We start from the raw sequence: 17,419 nt of genomic DNA on the forward strand, positions 1-17,419 counted from the left end.
TACCTGCGGCCTTGCCGACTGCGGACGCCTTGTCCGCAGACTTCGCGGCTGCGGCCTTCTTGCCCGCGCTCTTTGCGGCAGCGGCCTTCTTGGTGCTGCTCTTCGCATCCGCCGCCACCTTGGCCGCGGCCTTGTCACCCGCGGCCCTGGAAGCGGCGGCCTTCCCGCCCCCGCCTTCCCCCACCGCGATCTTCTCGTCCGCGCCCTTTGTGGCCGCGGCCTTCCTGCTGCTCCTCGCGGCCACCGCCACCTTGGCCACGCCCTTCTCCTCCGCGGCCCCGGAAGCGGCGGCCTTCCCGCCCGCGCCTGCCTTCGTCGCGGTCTCCCTGTCCGCGGCCTTCGTAGTCGCGGCCTTCTTGCCCGCACTCTTGGTGACTGCGGCCTTCCTGCCCGCGGTCTTCGCGGCTGCGGTCTCCGCGTCCTCGGTCCTCGAAGCCGCGGCCTTCCTGCCCGCAGGCGTTGCAGCCGTGCCCCTTCCAGCCGTGCCCTTCTTGGCCGCAGTCTTCGTGGCCGCGGCCTTCGTGGCTGTGGCCTTCCTACCCGTCCCCGCCTCGGCCGTAGCCTTCGCGTCCTCGCTCTTCCCCGCCGTACTCTTCGCAACCGTCGCCGTCTTGGCTGCGCCCTTCCTGCCCTCGGCCTTCTTGCCCCCGCCGGTCCCGTCCTCGGCCTTCCTGCCCGCACTCGCAGCGCTCTTCCCAACCGTCGCCTTACCCGTCACGGCCTTCTTGCCGGCGCCTCGCTCGTCGGAGCCCCCTCCGTCCCCGCCCTTCCCACCGACCCCCTTGCCGCCCGGTCTGCCGTGCCCCTCGCCCGCGGTCGCCCTCTTCGACGGAGCCGCACCGGAGGCCGCCGCGGTCTTCCCGGTGTGCTTCGCCGCGCCCGGCCCTGCCCCGCCGGTCACCCCCCGCGCGGCCGCCGTGGACGACGCCGACTGCTGTACGGCGGTCTTTTTCGCCACCATGGCCGCGGCCCCTTCACATTTTGTGATCTTGCACGCGAATCGTGCTGGGACGATAAATCGACTTGAGTCCCGCGGCAACGGGGCACCGCCCGATTCGCCCGGCTCGCGCGCACCGCTCCGCAAGCCTGCATGCGTTGTGCCCAGCTCCCCGCTGGGTAATCCGCCGGGCCGCCCGTCCCAGGATCCGAACGCGCGTACCGCCCCATTCGGGTCATCTCCGGCCGCCCGGCGCCCGTACCTCCGGGTACCCCAAAACCGGTCGGCCGCTGTCCGTGCGGCGCCGTACACTGGGCGGAGCGAAAAGCATGGATGGGGACGAGTAGCGGCGTACGCAGCCCAGAGCGACCCGGGGATGGTGGAAGCCCGGGGGCGAGCGCGACGCGAAGATCACCCCGGAGCCGCCGGAAGAAAGCCGCAGCCGTAAGGCAGTGGCCGGTAGAGCCGGCATCGCGACCCCAATGAGGGGGCTCACCGACGCACACCCGGCGCCGGCGGGCCAAGGAGGGTGGTACCGCGGGAGCCCGCCGAAACCGGCGTAGAGAAAGACACGGCTCTCGTCCCTCCGGACGGAAGGCAGCAAGTCCGCCGGAGGAAACTCGCTGATGACAACGCCGACGTACCGCCAGGTGCCCGCCCAGGTCGACCTGCCCGCGCTCGAGCACGCCGTGCTCGACTTCTGGCGCGACCAGAAGATCTTCGCCAAGACCCTGGAACAGTCCGAGGGCCGCCCCGAGTGGGTCTTCTACGAGGGCCCGCCCACTGCCAACGGCATGCCGGGCGCCCACCACATCGAGGCCCGCGTCTTCAAGGACGTCTTCCCCCGCTTCCGCACCATGCGCGGCTACCACGTGGCCCGCAAGGCAGGCTGGGACTGCCACGGCCTCCCGGTGGAGCTCGCGGTGGAGAAGGAGCTCGGCTTCAGCGGCAAGCAGGACATCGAGGCGTACGGCATCGCCGAGTTCAACGCCAGGTGCCGCGAGTCGGTGACCCGGCACACCGACGCCTTCGAAGAGCTCACGACCCGCATGGGGTACTGGACCGACCTCACCGACCCCTACCGCACGATGGACCCCGAGTACATCGAGTCGGTCTGGTGGTCGCTCAAGGAGATCTTCGACAAGGGCCTGCTCGTCCAGGACCACCGCGTCGCCCCCTGGTGCCCCCGCTGCGGCACCGGCCTGTCCGACCACGAGCTGGCGCAGGGCTACGAGACGGTCGTCGACCCGTCCGTGTACGTCCGTTTCCCGCTCACCTCCGGTCCGCTGGCCGGCGAGGCCGCGCTCCTGGTGTGGACGACGACCCCCTGGACGCTGGTCTCCAACACCGCTGTCGCCGCGCACCCCGAGGTCACCTACGTCGTGGCGACCGACGGCGAGGAGAAGGTCGTAGTCGCCGAGCCGCTCGTCGGCAAGGCGCTCGGCGAGGGCTGGGGGACCACCGGCCAGACCTTCACCGGCGCCGAGATGGAGCGCTGGACGTATCAACGACCGTTCGAGCTCGTCGAGTTCCCGGAACCCGCCCATTTCGTGGTCAACGCCGAATACGTCACGACCGAGGACGGTACGGGTCTGGTCCACCAGTCCCCCGCCTTCGGCGAGGACGACCTCAAGGTCTGCCGTGCGTACGGCCTGCCCGTGGTGAACCCGGTCCGCCCGGACGGGACGTTCGAGGAGGACGTCCCGCTGGTCGGCGGCGTCTTCTTCAAGAAGGCGGACGAGAAGCTCACCGAGGACCTCCAGCAGCGCGGTCTGCTCTTCAAGCACATCCCGTACGAGCACAGCTACCCGCACTGCTGGCGCTGCCACACCGCGCTCCTCTACTACGCGCAGCCGTCGTGGTACATCCGCACCACCGCCGTCAAGGACCGCCTGCTCCAGGAGAACGAGAACACCAACTGGTTCCCGGACACGGTCAAGCACGGCCGGTACGGCGACTGGCTGAACAACAACATCGACTGGGCGCTGTCCCGCAACCGCTACTGGGGCACTCCGCTGCCGATCTGGCGTTGCGAGGAGGGCCATCTCACCTGCGTCGGCTCCCGCGCGCAGCTCACCGAGCTGACCGGCACCGACCAGTCCGAACTTGACCCGCACCGCCCGTACATCGACGACGTCACCTTCGCGTGCCCCGAGTGCCGGCAGACGGCCACGCGCGTGCCGGAGGTCATCGACGCCTGGTACGACTCGGGTTCGATGCCGTTCGCGCAGTGGGGCTACCCGTACAAGAACAAGGAGCTGTTCGAGGCCCGTTACCCGGCGCAGTTCATCTGCGAGGCCATCGACCAGACCCGCGGCTGGTTCTACACGCTGATGGCCGTCGGCACCCTGGTCTTCGACAAGTCCTCGTACGAGAACGTCGTGTGCCTCGGCCACATCCTCGCCGAGGACGGCCGCAAGATGTCCAAGCACCTGGGCAACATCCTGCAACCGATCCCGCTGATGGACCAGCACGGCGCGGACGCGGTGCGCTGGTTCATGGCGGCCGGCGGCTCCCCGTGGGCGGCACGCCGTGTGGGCCACGGCACCATCCAGGAGGTCGTCCGCAAGACCCTGCTGACGTACTGGAACACGGTCGCCTTCCAGGCCCTGTACGCGCGCACCTCCAACTGGGCGCCCAGCGAGGCGGATCCGGCCCCGGCCGACCGCCCGGTGCTGGACCGCTGGCTGCTGAGCGAGCTGCACGCGCTCACCGACCAGGTGACCGAGTCCCTGGAGGCCTACGACACCCAGCGCGCCGGCAAGCTCCTGTCCGCGTTCGTCGACGACCTCTCCAACTGGTACGTCCGCCGCTCGCGCCGCCGCTTCTGGCAGGGCGACAAGGCGGCGCTGCGCACCCTGCATGAGGTCGTGGAGACGGTCACCAAGCTGATGGCCCCGCTGACCCCGTTCATCACCGAGCGGGTGTGGCAGGACCTGGTCGTGCCGGTGACGCCGGGCGCGCCGGAGTCGGTGCACCTGTCCTCCTGGCCGGAGGCGGATCTGACGGCGATCGACCCCGAGCTGTCGAAGCAGATGCTCCTCGTCCGCCGTCTCGTCGAACTGGGCCGTGCCACGCGCGCGGAGTCGGGCGTCAAGACCCGCCAGCCGCTGTCCCGGGCGCTGATCGCCGCGACCGGCTTCGACGCGCTCGACCGCGAACTGCACTCGCAGATCACGGAGGAGCTGAACGTCAGCTCGCTCGCCTCCCTCTCCGAGGTCGGCGGCAGCCTGGTGGACACCACGGCGAAGGCCAACTTCCGCGCCCTGGGCAAGCGTTTCGGCAAGCGCGTCCAGGACGTGGCGAAGGCCGTCGCGAACGCGGACGCGGCCGCACTGTCGCTGGCCCTGCGCGAGGGCACGGCGACGGTCGAGGTCGACGGTGAGACGATCACCCTCGCCCCGGACGAGGTGATCATCACCGAAACCCCGCGCGAGGGCTGGTCGGTGGCCTCCGACTCGGGTGCCACGGTCGCCCTCGACCTGGAGCTCACCGAGGAGCTGCGCCAGGCGGGCCTCGCCCGCGACGCGATCCGCCTGATCCAGGAGGCCCGCAAGAACAGCGGCCTCGACGTCGCGGACCGGATCGCCCTGCGCTGGACGTCCACGGACCCGGCGGTCATCGCCGCCCTGTCCGAGCACTCGGGCCTGATCTCGGACGAGGTCCTGGCCACGGACTTCGCCCAGGGCGAGGCCGACGGCACCTACGGCACCCCGTTCACCGACGAGGGCCTGTCGCTGACGTTCCGCCTGCGCAAGGCGTAACCGCACAGCACGCGAAGGGCCCGGTCTCCCGAGTGGGGGGCCGGGCCCTTCGCGATGTGCGAGCGACAACACAGATCAACACGCGCAAAAGGGCGGGGCCTCGGATCGAAATCCGGGGCCCCGCCCTTGGTGAACGCTGCCGACGTCTACCGCGTACTACTGGACGGCCGTCAGTTGTCGTCCTCGTCGATCAGGAACCCGCGCATCGGCGAGGGAGCCTGACCCATCGGAGACGGGCTCTGCGGGCGGACCGGCGCCATCGGCTGGGTCATCGCCGGGGACATCTGCTGCTGGCCGCCGTAGGACGGGCCAGCGGGGCTCGGCGCACCGCCCATGGTCTGGTTGCCGCCGTACGACGGGGCGCTCGCGCCGGCCGGTGCCATGGAAGGCGCCGGGGACGGCGGCAGAGACGCGGTCGCCGGAGTACGCGGCGGAGCCAGCGAGTCGTCGGCCTGGGTCTCCAGCTGACGCAGCTGGGACTCGAGGTACGACTTCAGGCGCGTACGGTACTCGCGCTCGAAGCCGCGCAGGTCCTCGACCTTGCGCTCCAGCGTGGCGCGGGCGGACTCCAGGGAGCCCATCGCGACGCGGTGCTTCTCCTGCGCGTCCCGCTCCAGCGCGTCGGCCTTGGCACGGGCGTCACGCTCGAGGCCCTCGGCACGCGAACGCGCCTCGCCCACGATCTTGTTGGCTTCGGAGCGGGCCTCGGCGATCGCCTGGTCGGCGGTCTGCTGGGCCAGCGAGAGGACTCGGGCGGCGCTGTCGCCACCGGGGCCCTGACCGGGGCCGCCCATCGGGCCACCCATGGGGCCACCCATCGGACCGCCCATCTGCTGCTGCATGGGGGGCTGGCCACCCATCGGGCCCTGGCCCATGGGGCCCTGACCCATCGGACCCTGGCCCATCGGACCGGGACCCTGGGGACCACCCTGACCACCGCCGGGACCGGCGGGCAGCTGCGGAGCACCGCTGGGCAGCTGGGGCGGGCCTCCCATGGGGCCGCCCATCTGCTGCTGCGGCGGGCCCGATATGCCGGCGGGCACCGGAGCGCCCGGACCGCGCATGCCCTGCTGCGGGTGCTGCGGGTGTCCCTGGTGCTGCGGGTGCTGCTGGTCCTGCGGACCGCCGGGTCCACCGGGGCCGCCGGGCCCACCAGGACCGCCGGGACCCTCCGGGGGCTTGCGCATGTTCTGCTGATTCTGGGCAGCGGCACGCGTGGCCGCGGCCAGTTTGGCGCGCAGGTCCTCGTTTTCCCGGAGCAGGCGGGTCAGTTCGGCTTCGACCTCATCGAGGAAGGCATCGACCTCGTCCTCGTCATAGCCTTCTCGGAGGCGGACGGTCGTGAACTGCTTGTTCCGCACGTCCTCGGGGGTCAACGGCATCTCTTCACCTCAACGTAGTCGTCGGCATTCGGCAAGACGGTAGGTCACATCGCTCATCACAGCCGGCTCACGATCGAGATCAGGATGTAGACGATGATCATCAGTACGAAGAAGGACAGGTCGAGCGCCACGCCCCCGAGACGCAACGGCGGGATGAACCGCCGCAGAAGCTTGAGCGGTGGATCAGTGACAGTGTAGGTGGCCTCCAGAACGACCACCATCGCCTTGCCGGGTTGCCATGAGCGGGCGAACTGGAAGACGTAGTCCATGACCAACCGGAAGATCAGCACGATGAGGAAGCACATCAGCGCGATGTAGATCACATCAAGAACCACGCCCATGACCCGCGCTTCCCTCTCCCCTGTTTCCGTGCTGCTTGATAGTGCTTTGTACCGCTGATTCCGGTCGTGCGTCTCAGCTCTGGTTGAAGAACCCGCCCTCTGCGATACGGGCCTTGTCCTCCGCCGTGACATCGACGTTAGCAGGCGACAACAGGAACACCTTCTGCGTCACCCGCTCGATGCTGCCGTGAAGACCAAACACCAAACCGGCCGCAAAGTCGACAAGTCGCTTCGCGTCTGTGTCATCCATCTCAGTCAGATTCATGATCACCGGGGTGCCCTCACGGAAGTGTTCCCCGATGGTACGGGCCTCGTTGTAGGTCCGCGGGTGGAGCGTGGTGATCCGGTAAGGCTCTCGTTCCGACACGACCTTGGGCATGATCACCGGTGCGTTCTTCTCCAGGCTTGCGCGTTCTTGTGTGATGGACGCCACGGGCGCGATACGCGCCGGGCGACCGGATTCCGCGGGTAGCGAAGCGGAACGGGCGACCGGTTCACGCGCCATCGGCGGCTGTACGATTCGCACCTCTTCGTCCCTTTGGGACTGATGTGCCACGTGCTGCTGGTGGGACGGTTCATGCCGCCGGTGGTCCCGTTCGGGCTCGGGGTCCAGTTCGGGCTCGAAATCGTCATCGGGGTCGAATCCCCGGCCGTCGTACCCATCGTCCTCCACGAGGCCGAGGTAGACCGCCATCTTGCGCATCGCGCCGGCCATGCTCTGAGTCCTCCGCTCTGTGGTGGATCGGCTGACTACCGCCAAGTGCCCGCGATCCACGAGGTCGTTGCGCCCGCCTTCGGCGGCATTGACCATATTTTCTGCTGTGGTCCGACTTCCTGGCGACGTTACCCGAGCCTGGGGCGGACTCCGAGTACCGCCGTACCGACGCGTACATGTGTCGCCCCGGCCGCCACGGCCTGTTCGAGGTCCGTACTCATTCCTGCCGAGACCATGTTCGCAGCCGGATGAGCTCGGCGCAGGTCCGTCGACAAATCCATCAACCGCTCGAACGCGGCCAGTTCGCGTCCCGCGTAAGGCCCGGTGAGCGGCGCGACGGTCATCAGACCGTCCCACCGCAGACCCGGCGACCGGGCGACCAGCTCGCCCAACTCTTCGATTCCGTCGGGTCCGACGCCCCCGCGCTCACCGCGTCCGCCCTCGTCCGCGTCCAGCGCGACCTGGATCAGGCAGCCGATCTCGCGCTCCTGCCGCACGGCTTCCTTGGAGAGCGCCGTGACGAGCCGGGCCCGGTCGACGGATTGCACAAGGTCGGCATAACCGACCACGGAACGAACCTTGTTGGTCTGCAACTGGCCGACGAAATGCCATGTCAGCGGCAGATCCGAGCATTCCGCGGCCTTGGGCGCCGCGTCCTGGTCCCGGTTCTCCGCCACGTGCCGCACACCGAGCTCCGACAGGATCCGCACGTCGCTCGCCGGGTACGTCTTGGTGACCACGATCAAGGTCACGTCCTCGCGCCCGCGCCCGGCTGCGTCACAGGCGGCGGCGATACGACGCTCCACCTTTGCCAGGTTCGCGGCGAGTTCGTCCTTACGCTCCGTCATGTCCCTCAGTCCAGCCAGACATATCCCGCGAGTCGCCCCGTGGTCCGGTCGCGACGGTACGAGAAGTGATCGCCCGACTCGATCGTGCACACCGGCGACTGCTCCCGGTCGCGCACCCCGAGCCGCACCAGCTGGGCGTGCACTCCGGCGGTCACGTCGACCGCGGGCGTACCCCAGCTCGTCTCGGAGTGCGCCGCCGGCTCCACGGCGGCCACGTCGGCGCGCATCTCCTCCGGCACCTCGTAGCACCGGCCGCACACGGCGGGTCCGGTCCGGGCGACGATCCGGCCCGGCTCGGCGCCGAGTTCGGTCATGGTCCGTACGGCGGCGGGGACGATCCCGGCGACCATGCCGGGCCGCCCCGCGTGGGCCGCGGCGACCACCCCGGCGACGGGGTCGGCGAGCAGAACGGGCGTGCAGTCGGCGGTGAGGACGGCGAGGGCGAGACCGCGCCGCGTCGTGACGACGGCGTCGACCTCGGGTGCGGGACGGTCGCCCCACGGTCCTTCGACCACCGCCACCTCCGCGCCGTGCACCTGATTCATCCAGACCACCCGAGCCGGGTCGAGGCCAAGGGACTTGGCCGCCAGCTCGCGGTTGGCCCGTACCGCGTCGGCGTCGTCGCCGACCGCTCCGCCGAGGTTGAGCTGCTCGTACGGAACGGCGCTCACCCCGCCCCACCGGTCGGTGAAAGCGAAGTGCGCGCCGTTCACGGTGCTCGTCCCGGAATGCTGTCCTATCACTTCAGGAAGTCCGGTACGTCCAGCTCCTCCGCGCCGCTGTCCGCGTAGGTCCGCGACGGCGGGACCGGCGGGGTGGCCGGGAGGTCGCTCGCCGGCTCGGGTGCGGGCTCCGCGTTCTCCTTCGGCGTGACGGTGCCGAGCGAGCCGAAGGACGGACGGCTCTCGGACTGCCGCGCGGGGGTGGGCTCTTCGCGGCGGGCGGAGGCCGAGGACGAGCCGAGGACGTTGTCCCGCTTGGCCGGCGGCTGGCCGCCGTCGAAGCCGGCCGCGATGACGGTGACCCGCACCTCGTCGCCGAGGGCGTCGTCGATGACCGCGCCGAAGATGATGTTGGCCTCGGGGTGGGCGGCCTCGCTCACCAGCTGGGCGGCCTCGTTGATCTCGAACAGGCCGAGGTCGGAGCCGCCGGAGATGGACAGCAGCACACCGCGGGCGCCGTCGATCGAGGCCTCGAGCAGCGGCGAGGAGATCGCCATCTCGGCCGCGGCCACCGCGCGGTCGTCGCCGCGGGCCGAGCCGATGCCCATGAGGGCCGAACCGGCTTCCGACATGACCGACTTGACGTCGGCGAAGTCGAGGTTGATCAGACCGGGCGTGGTGATGAGGTCGGTGATGCCCTGGACACCGGAGAGCAGGACCTGGTCGGCCGACTTGAAGGCGTCCAGCACCGAGACCTGGCGGTCCGAGATGGACAGCAGCCGGTCGTTGGGGATCACGATGAGGGTGTCGACCTCTTCGCGGAGTTCGGCGATGCCGTCCTCGGCCTGGTTGGCCCGGCGCCGTCCCTCGAAGGTGAACGGGCGGGTGACCACACCGATGGTGAGGGCGCCCAGGGAACGGGCGATGTTGGCCACGACGGGTGCGCCGCCGGTGCCGGTGCCGCCGCCTTCACCGGCCGTCACGAAGACCATGTCGGCCCCCTTGAGGACCTCTTCGATCTCCTCGCGGTGGTCCTCGGCGGCCTTGCGGCCGACGGCCGGGTTGGCTCCGGCGCCGAGTCCGCGGGTGAGTTCACGGCCGACGTCGAGCTTGACGTCGGCGTCGCTCATCAACAGCGCCTGTGCGTCCGTGTTGATGGCAATGAACTCGACACCCTTGAGACCGACCTCGATCATCCGGTTGATGGCATTGACACCACCGCCGCCGACACCGATGACTTTGATGACTGCGAGGTAGTTCTGCGGTGCTGCCACGTCGAAGGCCTCTCGCCTCGAGTTACGTGTCGTCCTCTCGCGGACCTTGCCGCGGTCGTACGACTGATGCCGATTGGGACGGTCCATATCGCCGACCCAAACCCTAACGTTGAAGTTTAGGGTTACCAGTGTGTCTGTTCGCTGGACTCTTCCGAACAGGACACTAAGTCGACAAGTGGCGCACGTTCAACGAACACGCCGAACCTCCCGTTTTTCTTTTCACCCTATGTGATCAGCCGTAGCAGTGCCCAACCAGGGTGCTGGCCTGCGCGGATGTGCGTCAACTCCCCGATGACGCAGGGGCGGTGGGAACCGAGACGTCGAAGTGCCGCGCATCGGGAGCCGCTTTCATGAGAGCGGTGAGCGTACGGGCCTTCGCGGAACCCTTCTCACCACTTCCCCAGGCGACGGTACGGCCGTCGCCCAACTCCAGTGAGATGTCGTCGAAGGAGCGCACCTTGACGGCTTCGGTCTCATGGGCCACGGCGGCCGGAACGGCGTCGGCGACGCGTACCGCCTCACGCACCAACCGGTCCTCGCCGAAGCGGCGCAGGCTCGCTGCGGAGGAACCCGAGGAGGAGGGCGCCAATTTCAGTGCGGGAACGCCTTTCGGAGCCCGGGAAACCGTGGCGAAACGGACACCTTCGTCGTCCACTTCGACGAAGTTTCCGCCTTTTTGCACCATCAGAACCGGAGTGCGCTCAACCACTTTCAGGTCGATTCCATGGGGCCACGAACGAACCACGTCAACCGTGTCAATTCGGGGCAGTTTCCGGGCCAGACGCGTCTCAATCGCGTCGGCGTCCACGGAAATCAGCGGTGCCCCGACGGGGACTTGGGCGGCCTCGCGGACCTGTTCCGGCGTCAGAACCCGGGTACCGGAGACCGATACGCGCTCCACACGCGTCCAGTGCGAGCCGTACAACAGCCAGACGGCGCCCACCCCGAGAAGAACGAGCACGACGGCAAAGATGATGATCGTACGAGGGCGTGGACGCCTCAACCTCCGTGCCGGAGGCGGGCCGGACGACTCCTGCTGGCGTTCACCGCGTTCGGCGGTGGTCGGTCCGGCCACGCTTCCTGCCCTTCGCCTACATCGAAATACGGTCCCTATCGGCGTGCACGGCTGGCGGAGATCGCCTCGTACACCATGCCGACGAGCAGGTCGTCGGCGTCCCGGCGGCCGAACTCGGCGGCGGCGCGGGACATCTCGTACAGCCGGTGCGGGTCGGCGAGCACGGGCAGCACACTCGCCCGCACCCAGTCGGGCGTCAGTTCCGCGTCGTCGACCAGCAGTCCGCCGCCGGCCTTGACCACCGGCTGGGCGTTCAGCCGCTGTTCGCCGTTGCCGATGGGCAGCGGGACGTAGGCGGCCGGGAGTCCGACGGCGGAGAGTTCGGCGACGGTCATCGCGCCCGCGCGGCAGAGCATCATGTCGGCCGCGGCGTACGCGAGGTCCATCCGGTCCAGGTAACTTACCGGGATGTACGGGGGCATTCCCGGCATCTGCTGCACATGCGGCAGTTCGTTCTTCGGGCCGACCGCGTGCAGGATCTGGATGCCGGCCTGCTGGAGCCATGGCGCGACCTGCTCGGTCACCTCGTTGAGGCGGCGGGCGCCCTGCGAGCCGCCGGAGACCAGCAGCGTGGGCAGGTTGGGGTCGAGGCCGAACATCGCGCGGGCCTCCGGGCGGACGGCGGCCCGGTCCAGGGTGGCGATGGTGCGGCGCAGCGGGATGCCGATGTAGCGGGCGTCGCGCAGCTTGCTGTCCGGAGTGGAGACGGCGACCCGGGCGGCGTAGCGCGAGCCGATCTTGTTGGCGAGACCGGGGCGGGCGTTGGCCTCGTGGATCACGATCGGCACGCCGAGGCGCTTGGCCGCGAGGTAGCCGGGCAGGGCGACATAGCCGCCGAAGCCCACCACGCAGTCCGCCTTGGTGCGCTCCAGGACCTGCTCGGTCGCCTTGATCGTGCCGCGCAGCCGGCCCGGGACGGTGATCAGTTCGGGCGTCGGCCTGCGCGGCAGCGGTACCGCCGGGATCAGCGCGAGCTCGTAACCCCGCTGCGGAACGAGCGTGGTCTCAAGACCGCGCTCCGTGCCCAGGGCCGTGATCCCCACGGTCGGATCCTGCCTGCGCAAAGCGTCCGCGAGGGCGAGCGCGGGCTCGATGTGGCCGGCGGTCCCCCCACCGGCGAGTACGACATGCACCGAAATTCACCGCTCTCCGTACGAACGCGCCACCTAGGCACGCCGTCGCATTGTGTTCCATCTCCGAGGCCCCCGGTTCCGTACGGTGCCTCCCACCCGCTTTCTACCAAAGCGAGATTGCCGTACGGAAAGCGCCGCCCGCGCAGCGGGCTCGTCACGCGCGAACGCGATCAGCAGCCCGATGGCGAACATGGTCGGCAGCAGGGCGGATCCTCCGTAGGAAAACAGCGGGAGGGGGACGCCGGCGATCGGCAGCAGGCCGAGCACCGCACCGATGTTGATCACCGCCTGCGCGGTGATCCAGGTGGTCACGCCTCCCGCGGCATACCTGACGAAGGGGTCCTCCGTGCGTCCGGCCACGCGGATACCCGCATAGCCTAGAGCCGCGAACAGGGCGAGCACCGACAGCGTCCCCGCCAGACCCAGTTCCTCACCGGTGACGGCGAAGATGAAGTCCGTGTGCGCCTCGGGAAGTTGGCCCCATTTCTCCACACTCGCACCGAGCCCGGATCCGAAGATTCCGCCCGATGCGAGGGCATAGATCCCGTGTACGGCCTGCCAGCAGTCGGCGGGGCCCGACTGCGGGGACGTGGCGCCGATGCAGGACAGCCGGGCCATGCGGTTCGGGCTGGTTTTGATAAGGATCACACCGAGCACACCGGCGATCGACAGCACCCCGGCGAACAGCCGGGTCGGGGCGCCCGCCAGCCAGAGCAGGCCGAACAGGATCGCCGTCAGGATGATCGCCGTGCCCATGTCGCCGCCGAGCATGATCAGCCCGAGCAGCATGAAGGCGACCGGTACGAGCGGCACCAGCATGTGCTTCCACTGGTTCAGCAGCTTCTTGTCCTGCTTGCGGGCCATCAGGTCCGCGCCCCACAGCACCAGCGCGAGCTTGCCGAACTCGCTGGGCTGGATCTGGAAGGAGCCGCCGAGCGAGATCCAGTTCTGGTTGCCGTTGACCGACATCCCTATCCCCGGCACCTGCACCAGCGCCATCAGGAAGACGGCGCCCGCGAGCATCGGGTAGGCGAGCGCCCGGTGCAGCTTCACCGGCATCAGCGAGGCGATCAGTAGCAGGACCCCGCCGATCACGGCGGCGAGCAGCTGCTTGCGGAAGAAGTACGAGCCCGGCAGGGACATCTGGAGCGCGGTGATCTGGGAGGCCGAGTAGACCATCACCAGGCCGAGCACGGTGATCAGCACGCTGCCGCCGACGATCAGGTAGTACGCGGTCAGCGGCCGGTCCCAGGCCTTGCGGGCGTTCGTGTAGAGCCGCATCACGGGGTTCTCGCGCGACGCCGGCCGGGAGGCTGCGGGACGTCTGGCGGCCCGCTGCACGGGCGGCCGTCCGGTACGGCTACTGGGCATCAGCGCCTCCGCTGCGTCGGTCAGGAGCCGAGTTCGCGAACCGCCTCCGCGAACGCGTCACCGCGCTTGTTGTAGTTGGCGAACATGTCCATGGAGGCGCAGGCCGGGGCCAGCAGCACCGTGTCGCCCGCCGCAGCGAGCCGCTTCGCCTCCTGGACGGCCGCGAGCATCGCCCCAGTGTCGGTCCGGTCGAGGTCGACGACGGGTACTTCCGGCGCGTGTCGCGCCAGGGCTTCCCGGATCAGGGCACGGTCCTTGCCGATGAGCACGGCGCCGCGAAGTCGTTCGGCCGACTTGGCGACCAGCTCGTCGAAGGTCGCGCCCTTGGCGAGTCCGCCCGCGATCCACACGATGGACCCGTACGCCGCCAACGAGGCCTCGGCGGCGTGGGTGTTGGTCGCCTTGGAGTCGTCGATGTACGCCACCCCGTCCACGTCGGCCACGTGCGCGATGCGGTGCGCGTCCGGCGTGAAGTTCCGCAGCCCGTCGCGTACGGCCTTGGCGGGCACCCCGAAGGCGCGCGCGAGGGCCGCCGCCGCAAGGGCGTTGGCGATGTTGTGCGGGGCCGGCGGGTTGACGTCGGAGACCTCGGCGAGCTCCTGGGCGTTCTTGTGCCGGTCCTCGACGAAGGCACGGTCGACCAGGATGCCGTCCACGACGCCGAGTTGGGAGGGTCCCGGGGTGCCGAGGGTGAAGCCGACGGCCCGGCAGCCCTCCTCGACGTCGGCCTCGCGCACCAGGTCCTCGGTGGACGGTTTGTCGATGGCATCGGCGTTGTAGACGCAGGCGACGCGATTGCCCTCGTAGATACGGCCCTTGTCGGCGGCGTAGGCCTCCATGGAGCCGTGCCAGTCGAGATGGTCCGGCGCCAGGTTCAGGACGGCGGCGGAGTGGGCGCGCAGCGAGGGCGCCCAGTGCAGCTGATAGCTCGACAACTCGACGGCCAGCACGTCGTACTGCTCCTCGCCGAGCACCGCATCGAGCAGGGAGACGCCGATGTTGCCCACGGCGGCGGTGCGCAGTCCGGCGGCCTTGAGGATCGAGGCCAGCATCTGGACGGTGGTGGTCTTGCCGTTGGTGCCGGTGACGGCCAGCCAGGGGGCCGCGTCGGGTCCGCGCAGGCGCCAGGCGAGTTCGACGTCGCCCCAGATCTCCACGCCGGCCTCGCGGGCCGCCGCGAACAGGGGCTTGTCCGGCTTCCAGCCCGGTGCGGTGACGACGAGTTCGGTGCCCTCGGGCAGGGTGGCGCCGTCACCGAGACGCACCGTGATGCCCAGCGCCTCGAGTTCGGCGGCCTGTTCACGCGCGCGTGCGTCGTCGCCGTCGTTGACGGCCGTGACGATCGCCCCGCGCGCGTGCAGCGCCTTGGCCGCCGGGATCCCCGAGACGCCGAGCCCGGCGACGGTGACGTGCTTGCCCTGCCAGTCGGTCACTTGTCCGCTGCCCATCCCGCGTAGAAGAGACCCAGTCCGACGATCACGCAGATGCCCTGGATGATCCAGAAGCGGACCACCACAAGGACTTCGGACCAGCCTTTGAGTTCGAAGTGGTGCTGGAGTGGCGCCATCCGGAAGACGCGCCGGCCGGTGAGGCGGAAGGAGCCCACCTGGATGACGACCGACATCGTGATGAGGACGAACAGGCCGCCCATGATGGCCACCAGCAGCTCGGTGCGGGAGCAGATGGCGAGGCCGGTGAGGACACCGCCGAGCGCGAGCGAACCGGTGTCGCCCATGAAGATCTTGGCGGGCGAGGTGTTCCACCACAGGAAGCCGAGGCAGGCGCCCATCAGCGCCGAGGCGATGACCGCGAGGTCGAGGGGGTCGCGCACCTCGTAGCAGGCGTTGGGGTTGGTCAGGGTCTGCGCGTTGGCGCAGGACTCCTGGAACTGCCAGACGCCGATGAAGGTGTAGGCGCCGAAGACGAGCACGGAGGCGCCGGTGGCCAGGCCGTCCAGACCGTCCGTCAGGTTCACGCCGTTCGACATCGCGAGGATCATGAACAGCGCCCAGACCACGAACAGGATCGGGCCGATCTTCCAGCCGAAGTCCGTGATGAACGACAGCTTGGTGGAGGCCGGGGTGTTGCCGCGTGCGTCCTGGAACTGCAGGGCGAGCACCGCGAACGAGATGCCGACGATCAGCTGGCCGGCCATCTTCGCCTTGGCCCGCAGACCCAGCGAACGCCGCTTGACGATCTTGATGTAGTCGTCGAGGAAGCCGACCAGGCCCATGCCGACCATCAGGCCGAGCACCAGCAGGCCCGAGTAGGTCGGGGCGTAGCCGGTGATGACCTTCGACAGGAAGTAGGCGGCAACAGTCGCCAGGATGAAGGCGATGCCGCCCATGGTCGGCGTACCGCGCTTGGCGGCGTGCTCGCGCGGACCGTCGTCGCGGATGTACTGGCCGTAGCCCTTGCGGGCCAGCAGCTTGATCAGCAGCGGGGTGCCGACCAGCGTCAGGAAGAGGCCGATGACTCCCGAGAACAGGATCTGCTTCATCATCGGGCGGCAACCTCACCCTCGGCACCGGTCTCGAGGAGCGCCTGGGCGACGCCTTCGAGACCGACCGAACGGGACGCCTTCACGAGGACGACGTCTCCTGGGCGCAACTCGCTGCGCAACAGGTCGATCGCCGCCTGTGCGTCGGACACGTGCACCGACTCCTCACCCCACGAACCCTCGTTATATGCGCCCAGTTGCAGCCAGGACGCTTCCCTGCCCCCGACCGCGACGAGCTTGCCGACATTGAGCCGGACGGCGAGCCGTCCGACCGCGTCGTGCTCGGCGAGCGCCTCGTCCCCGAGCTCGGCCATCTTGCCGAGCACCGCCCAGGTCCGCCGCCCCCGGCCCATCGCCACGAGCGCACGCAGGGCCGCTCGCATGGATTCGGGGTTCGCGTTGTAGGCGTCGTTGACGATGGTCACGCCGTCCGGTCGCTCGGTGACCTCCATGCGCCAGCGGGAGAGGGAGCCCGCCTCGGAGAGCGCGGTGGCGATCTCTTCCGCGGACATGCCCAGCTCATGGGCGACGGCGGCCGCGGCGAGCGCGTTCGACACGTGGTGCTCACCGTACAGGCGCATGGTCACGTCGCTTGCACCGGAGGGTGTGTGGAGCCTGAAGGCGGGCTGTCCGCTGTCCGTGAGTCGCACGTTCTCGGCGCGTACGTCCGCTTCGTCGCCCTCTCCGAAGAAGACGACCTTCGCCTTCGTACGGGACGCCATGGCCCGTACGAGGGGGTCGTCCGCGTTGAGGACCGCGATGCCGCCCTCCGCCGCCGGCGGCAGGCTCTCGACCAACTCGCCCTTCGCCTGCGCGATCTGCTCGCGGCCGCCGAACTCGCCGATGTGGGCGGTACCGACGTTCAGGACGAGGCCGATCCTCGGGGGCGTCAGCTCGGCGAGGTAGCGGATGTGGCCGATGCCGCGGGCGCCCATCTCCAGGACGAGGAACCTCGTCTCCTCGGTCGCGGACAGGGCGGTCAGCGGCAGGCCGATCTCGTTGTTGAGCGAGCCCGGCGTGAACACCGTCGGCGCCTTGCTCCGCAGCACCTGGGCGATCAGGTCCTTGGTGCTGGTCTTGCCCGCGGAGCCGGTGAGGGCCACGAGGGTCGCGCCGAGCCGGCGCACGACATGACGTGCGAGGGCGCCGAGCGCCCGCGGCACGTCGTCGACGACGATCGCGGGCACGCCGACGGGGCGCGACGCCAGGACGGCGACCGCGCCCGCCTCGACGACCTGCCGTGCGAAGTCGTGGCCGTCCACCCGCTCGCCGACGAAGGCGACGAACAGGCTGCCGGGCTCCACCTCGCGGGAGTCCCGGACGACCGGAGCGGTGACCTCTACGGACGGATCCGGTATGTCGTACGTCTGCCCGCCGACGACTTCTGCGATCTCGGCGAGAGAGAGGGCGATCACAA

14 protein-coding genes are annotated in these 17,419 nt (G+C 69.5%); 1 reads left to right on the top strand and 13 read right to left on the bottom strand.

The window, feature by feature from the left end; translation table 11 throughout:
* Positions 1 to 961, bottom strand: a 961-nt coding sequence (locus tag ACGFYN_RS33050) for a hypothetical protein (RefSeq protein ID WP_393869597.1), incomplete at its 3' end; no start/stop codon positions are given.
* A gap of 602 nt (positions 962 to 1,563) precedes the next feature.
* On the opposite strand from ACGFYN_RS33050, the gene ileS reads away from it, so the two are divergent.
* Positions 1,564 to 4,701 carry an isoleucine--tRNA ligase gene (gene ileS, locus ACGFYN_RS33055; RefSeq protein ID WP_393869598.1) on the top strand — a complete coding sequence of 1,046 codons (3,138 nt, stop codon included), beginning with the start codon at positions 1,564 to 1,566 and terminating at the stop codon, positions 4,699 to 4,701.
* 170 nt (positions 4,702 to 4,871) lie between these two features.
* Here ileS and ACGFYN_RS33060 read toward each other — a convergent pair whose 3' ends face one another.
* The 12 genes from ACGFYN_RS33060 to murF form a co-directional block, all read right to left on the bottom strand.
* Complete coding sequence (locus ACGFYN_RS33060; RefSeq protein ID WP_393869599.1) at positions 4,872 to 6,083, bottom strand: DivIVA domain-containing protein; 1,212 nt, start codon at positions 6,081 to 6,083, stop codon at positions 4,872 to 4,874.
* A gap of 56 nt (positions 6,084 to 6,139) precedes the next feature.
* Positions 6,140 to 6,424, bottom strand: coding sequence for a YggT family protein (locus ACGFYN_RS33065; RefSeq protein WP_393869600.1), 285 nt, complete (start codon positions 6,422 to 6,424; stop codon positions 6,140 to 6,142).
* A 73-nt stretch (positions 6,425 to 6,497) separates the two neighbouring features.
* The gene (locus ACGFYN_RS33070) at positions 6,498 to 7,139 is read right to left on the bottom strand and encodes a cell division protein SepF (RefSeq protein WP_393869601.1); all 642 of its coding nucleotides are present in this window, start codon (positions 7,137 to 7,139) and stop codon (positions 6,498 to 6,500) included.
* 128 nt (positions 7,140 to 7,267) lie between these two features.
* Positions 7,268 to 7,987 (bottom strand): YggS family pyridoxal phosphate-dependent enzyme, encoded by a 720-nt coding sequence (locus ACGFYN_RS33075; RefSeq protein WP_393869602.1) that lies wholly within the window; start codon positions 7,985 to 7,987, stop codon positions 7,268 to 7,270.
* A 5-nt stretch (positions 7,988 to 7,992) separates the two neighbouring features.
* Positions 7,993 to 8,700, bottom strand: coding sequence for a peptidoglycan editing factor PgeF (gene pgeF / locus ACGFYN_RS33080; RefSeq protein WP_393869603.1), 708 nt, complete (start codon positions 8,698 to 8,700; stop codon positions 7,993 to 7,995).
* 26 nt (positions 8,701 to 8,726) lie between these two features.
* Complete coding sequence (gene ftsZ / locus ACGFYN_RS33085; RefSeq protein WP_393869604.1) at positions 8,727 to 9,923, bottom strand: cell division protein FtsZ; 1,197 nt, start codon at positions 9,921 to 9,923, stop codon at positions 8,727 to 8,729.
* Positions 9,924 to 10,203: 280 nt separating this feature from the next.
* A complete protein-coding gene (locus ACGFYN_RS33090) occupies positions 10,204 to 10,998 on the bottom strand; it encodes a cell division protein FtsQ/DivIB (RefSeq protein ID WP_393869605.1) in 795 nt (264 codons plus the stop codon).
* Positions 10,999 to 11,033: 35 nt separating this feature from the next.
* Complete coding sequence (gene murG, locus ACGFYN_RS33095; protein WP_393869606.1) at positions 11,034 to 12,131, bottom strand: undecaprenyldiphospho-muramoylpentapeptide beta-N-acetylglucosaminyltransferase; 1,098 nt, start codon at positions 12,129 to 12,131, stop codon at positions 11,034 to 11,036.
* Positions 12,132 to 12,164: 33 nt separating this feature from the next.
* Entirely contained in the window at positions 12,165 to 13,502 is a 1,338-nt protein-coding gene (gene ftsW, locus ACGFYN_RS33100; RefSeq protein ID WP_393869607.1) for a putative lipid II flippase FtsW, read from the bottom strand.
* A 20-nt stretch (positions 13,503 to 13,522) separates the two neighbouring features.
* Entirely contained in the window at positions 13,523 to 14,950 is a 1,428-nt protein-coding gene (murD, locus tag ACGFYN_RS33105) for a UDP-N-acetylmuramoyl-L-alanine--D-glutamate ligase (RefSeq protein ID WP_393869608.1), read from the bottom strand.
* Positions 14,932 to 16,002, bottom strand: a complete 1,071-nt coding sequence (gene mraY / locus ACGFYN_RS33110) for a phospho-N-acetylmuramoyl-pentapeptide-transferase (protein ID WP_393869673.1) — start codon at positions 16,000 to 16,002, stop codon at positions 14,932 to 14,934. The genes murD and mraY overlap by 19 nt, the downstream gene beginning before the upstream one ends.
* The gene (gene murF / locus ACGFYN_RS33115) at positions 16,002 to 17,417 is read right to left on the bottom strand and encodes a UDP-N-acetylmuramoyl-tripeptide--D-alanyl-D-alanine ligase (protein ID WP_393869609.1); all 1,416 of its coding nucleotides are present in this window, start codon (positions 17,415 to 17,417) and stop codon (positions 16,002 to 16,004) included. The genes mraY and murF overlap by 1 nt, the downstream gene beginning before the upstream one ends.
* Positions 17,418 to 17,419 lie beyond the last annotated feature (2 nt).

It is taken from the genome of Streptomyces sp. NPDC048419 (assembly GCF_043200415.1).
Taxonomy (GTDB): domain Bacteria; phylum Actinomycetota; class Actinomycetes; order Streptomycetales; family Streptomycetaceae; genus Streptomyces.

Bases quoted from the DNA above. Each gene is read 5' to 3' on its own strand.
- ACGFYN_RS33070 (WP_393869601.1), bottom strand. From the start codon at position 7,139: ATGGCCGGCGCGATGCGCAAGATGGCGGTCTACCTCGGCCTCGTGGAG.
- ACGFYN_RS33075 (WP_393869602.1), bottom strand. From the start codon at position 7,987: ATGACGGAGCGTAAGGACGAACTCGCCGCGAACCTGGCAAAGGTGGAG.
- mraY (WP_393869673.1), bottom strand. From the start codon at position 16,002: ATGAAGCAGATCCTGTTCTCGGGAGTCATCGGCCTCTTCCTGACGCTG.
- ftsW (WP_393869607.1), bottom strand. From the start codon at position 13,502: ATGCCCAGTAGCCGTACCGGACGGCCGCCCGTGCAGCGGGCCGCCAGA.
- ACGFYN_RS33065 (WP_393869600.1), bottom strand. From the start codon at position 6,424: ATGGGCGTGGTTCTTGATGTGATCTACATCGCGCTGATGTGCTTCCTC.
- ACGFYN_RS33060 (WP_393869599.1), bottom strand. From the start codon at position 6,083: ATGCCGTTGACCCCCGAGGACGTGCGGAACAAGCAGTTCACGACCGTC.
- ileS (WP_393869598.1), top strand. From the start codon at position 1,564: ATGACAACGCCGACGTACCGCCAGGTGCCCGCCCAGGTCGACCTGCCC.
- murD (WP_393869608.1), bottom strand. From the start codon at position 14,950: ATGGGCAGCGGACAAGTGACCGACTGGCAGGGCAAGCACGTCACCGTC.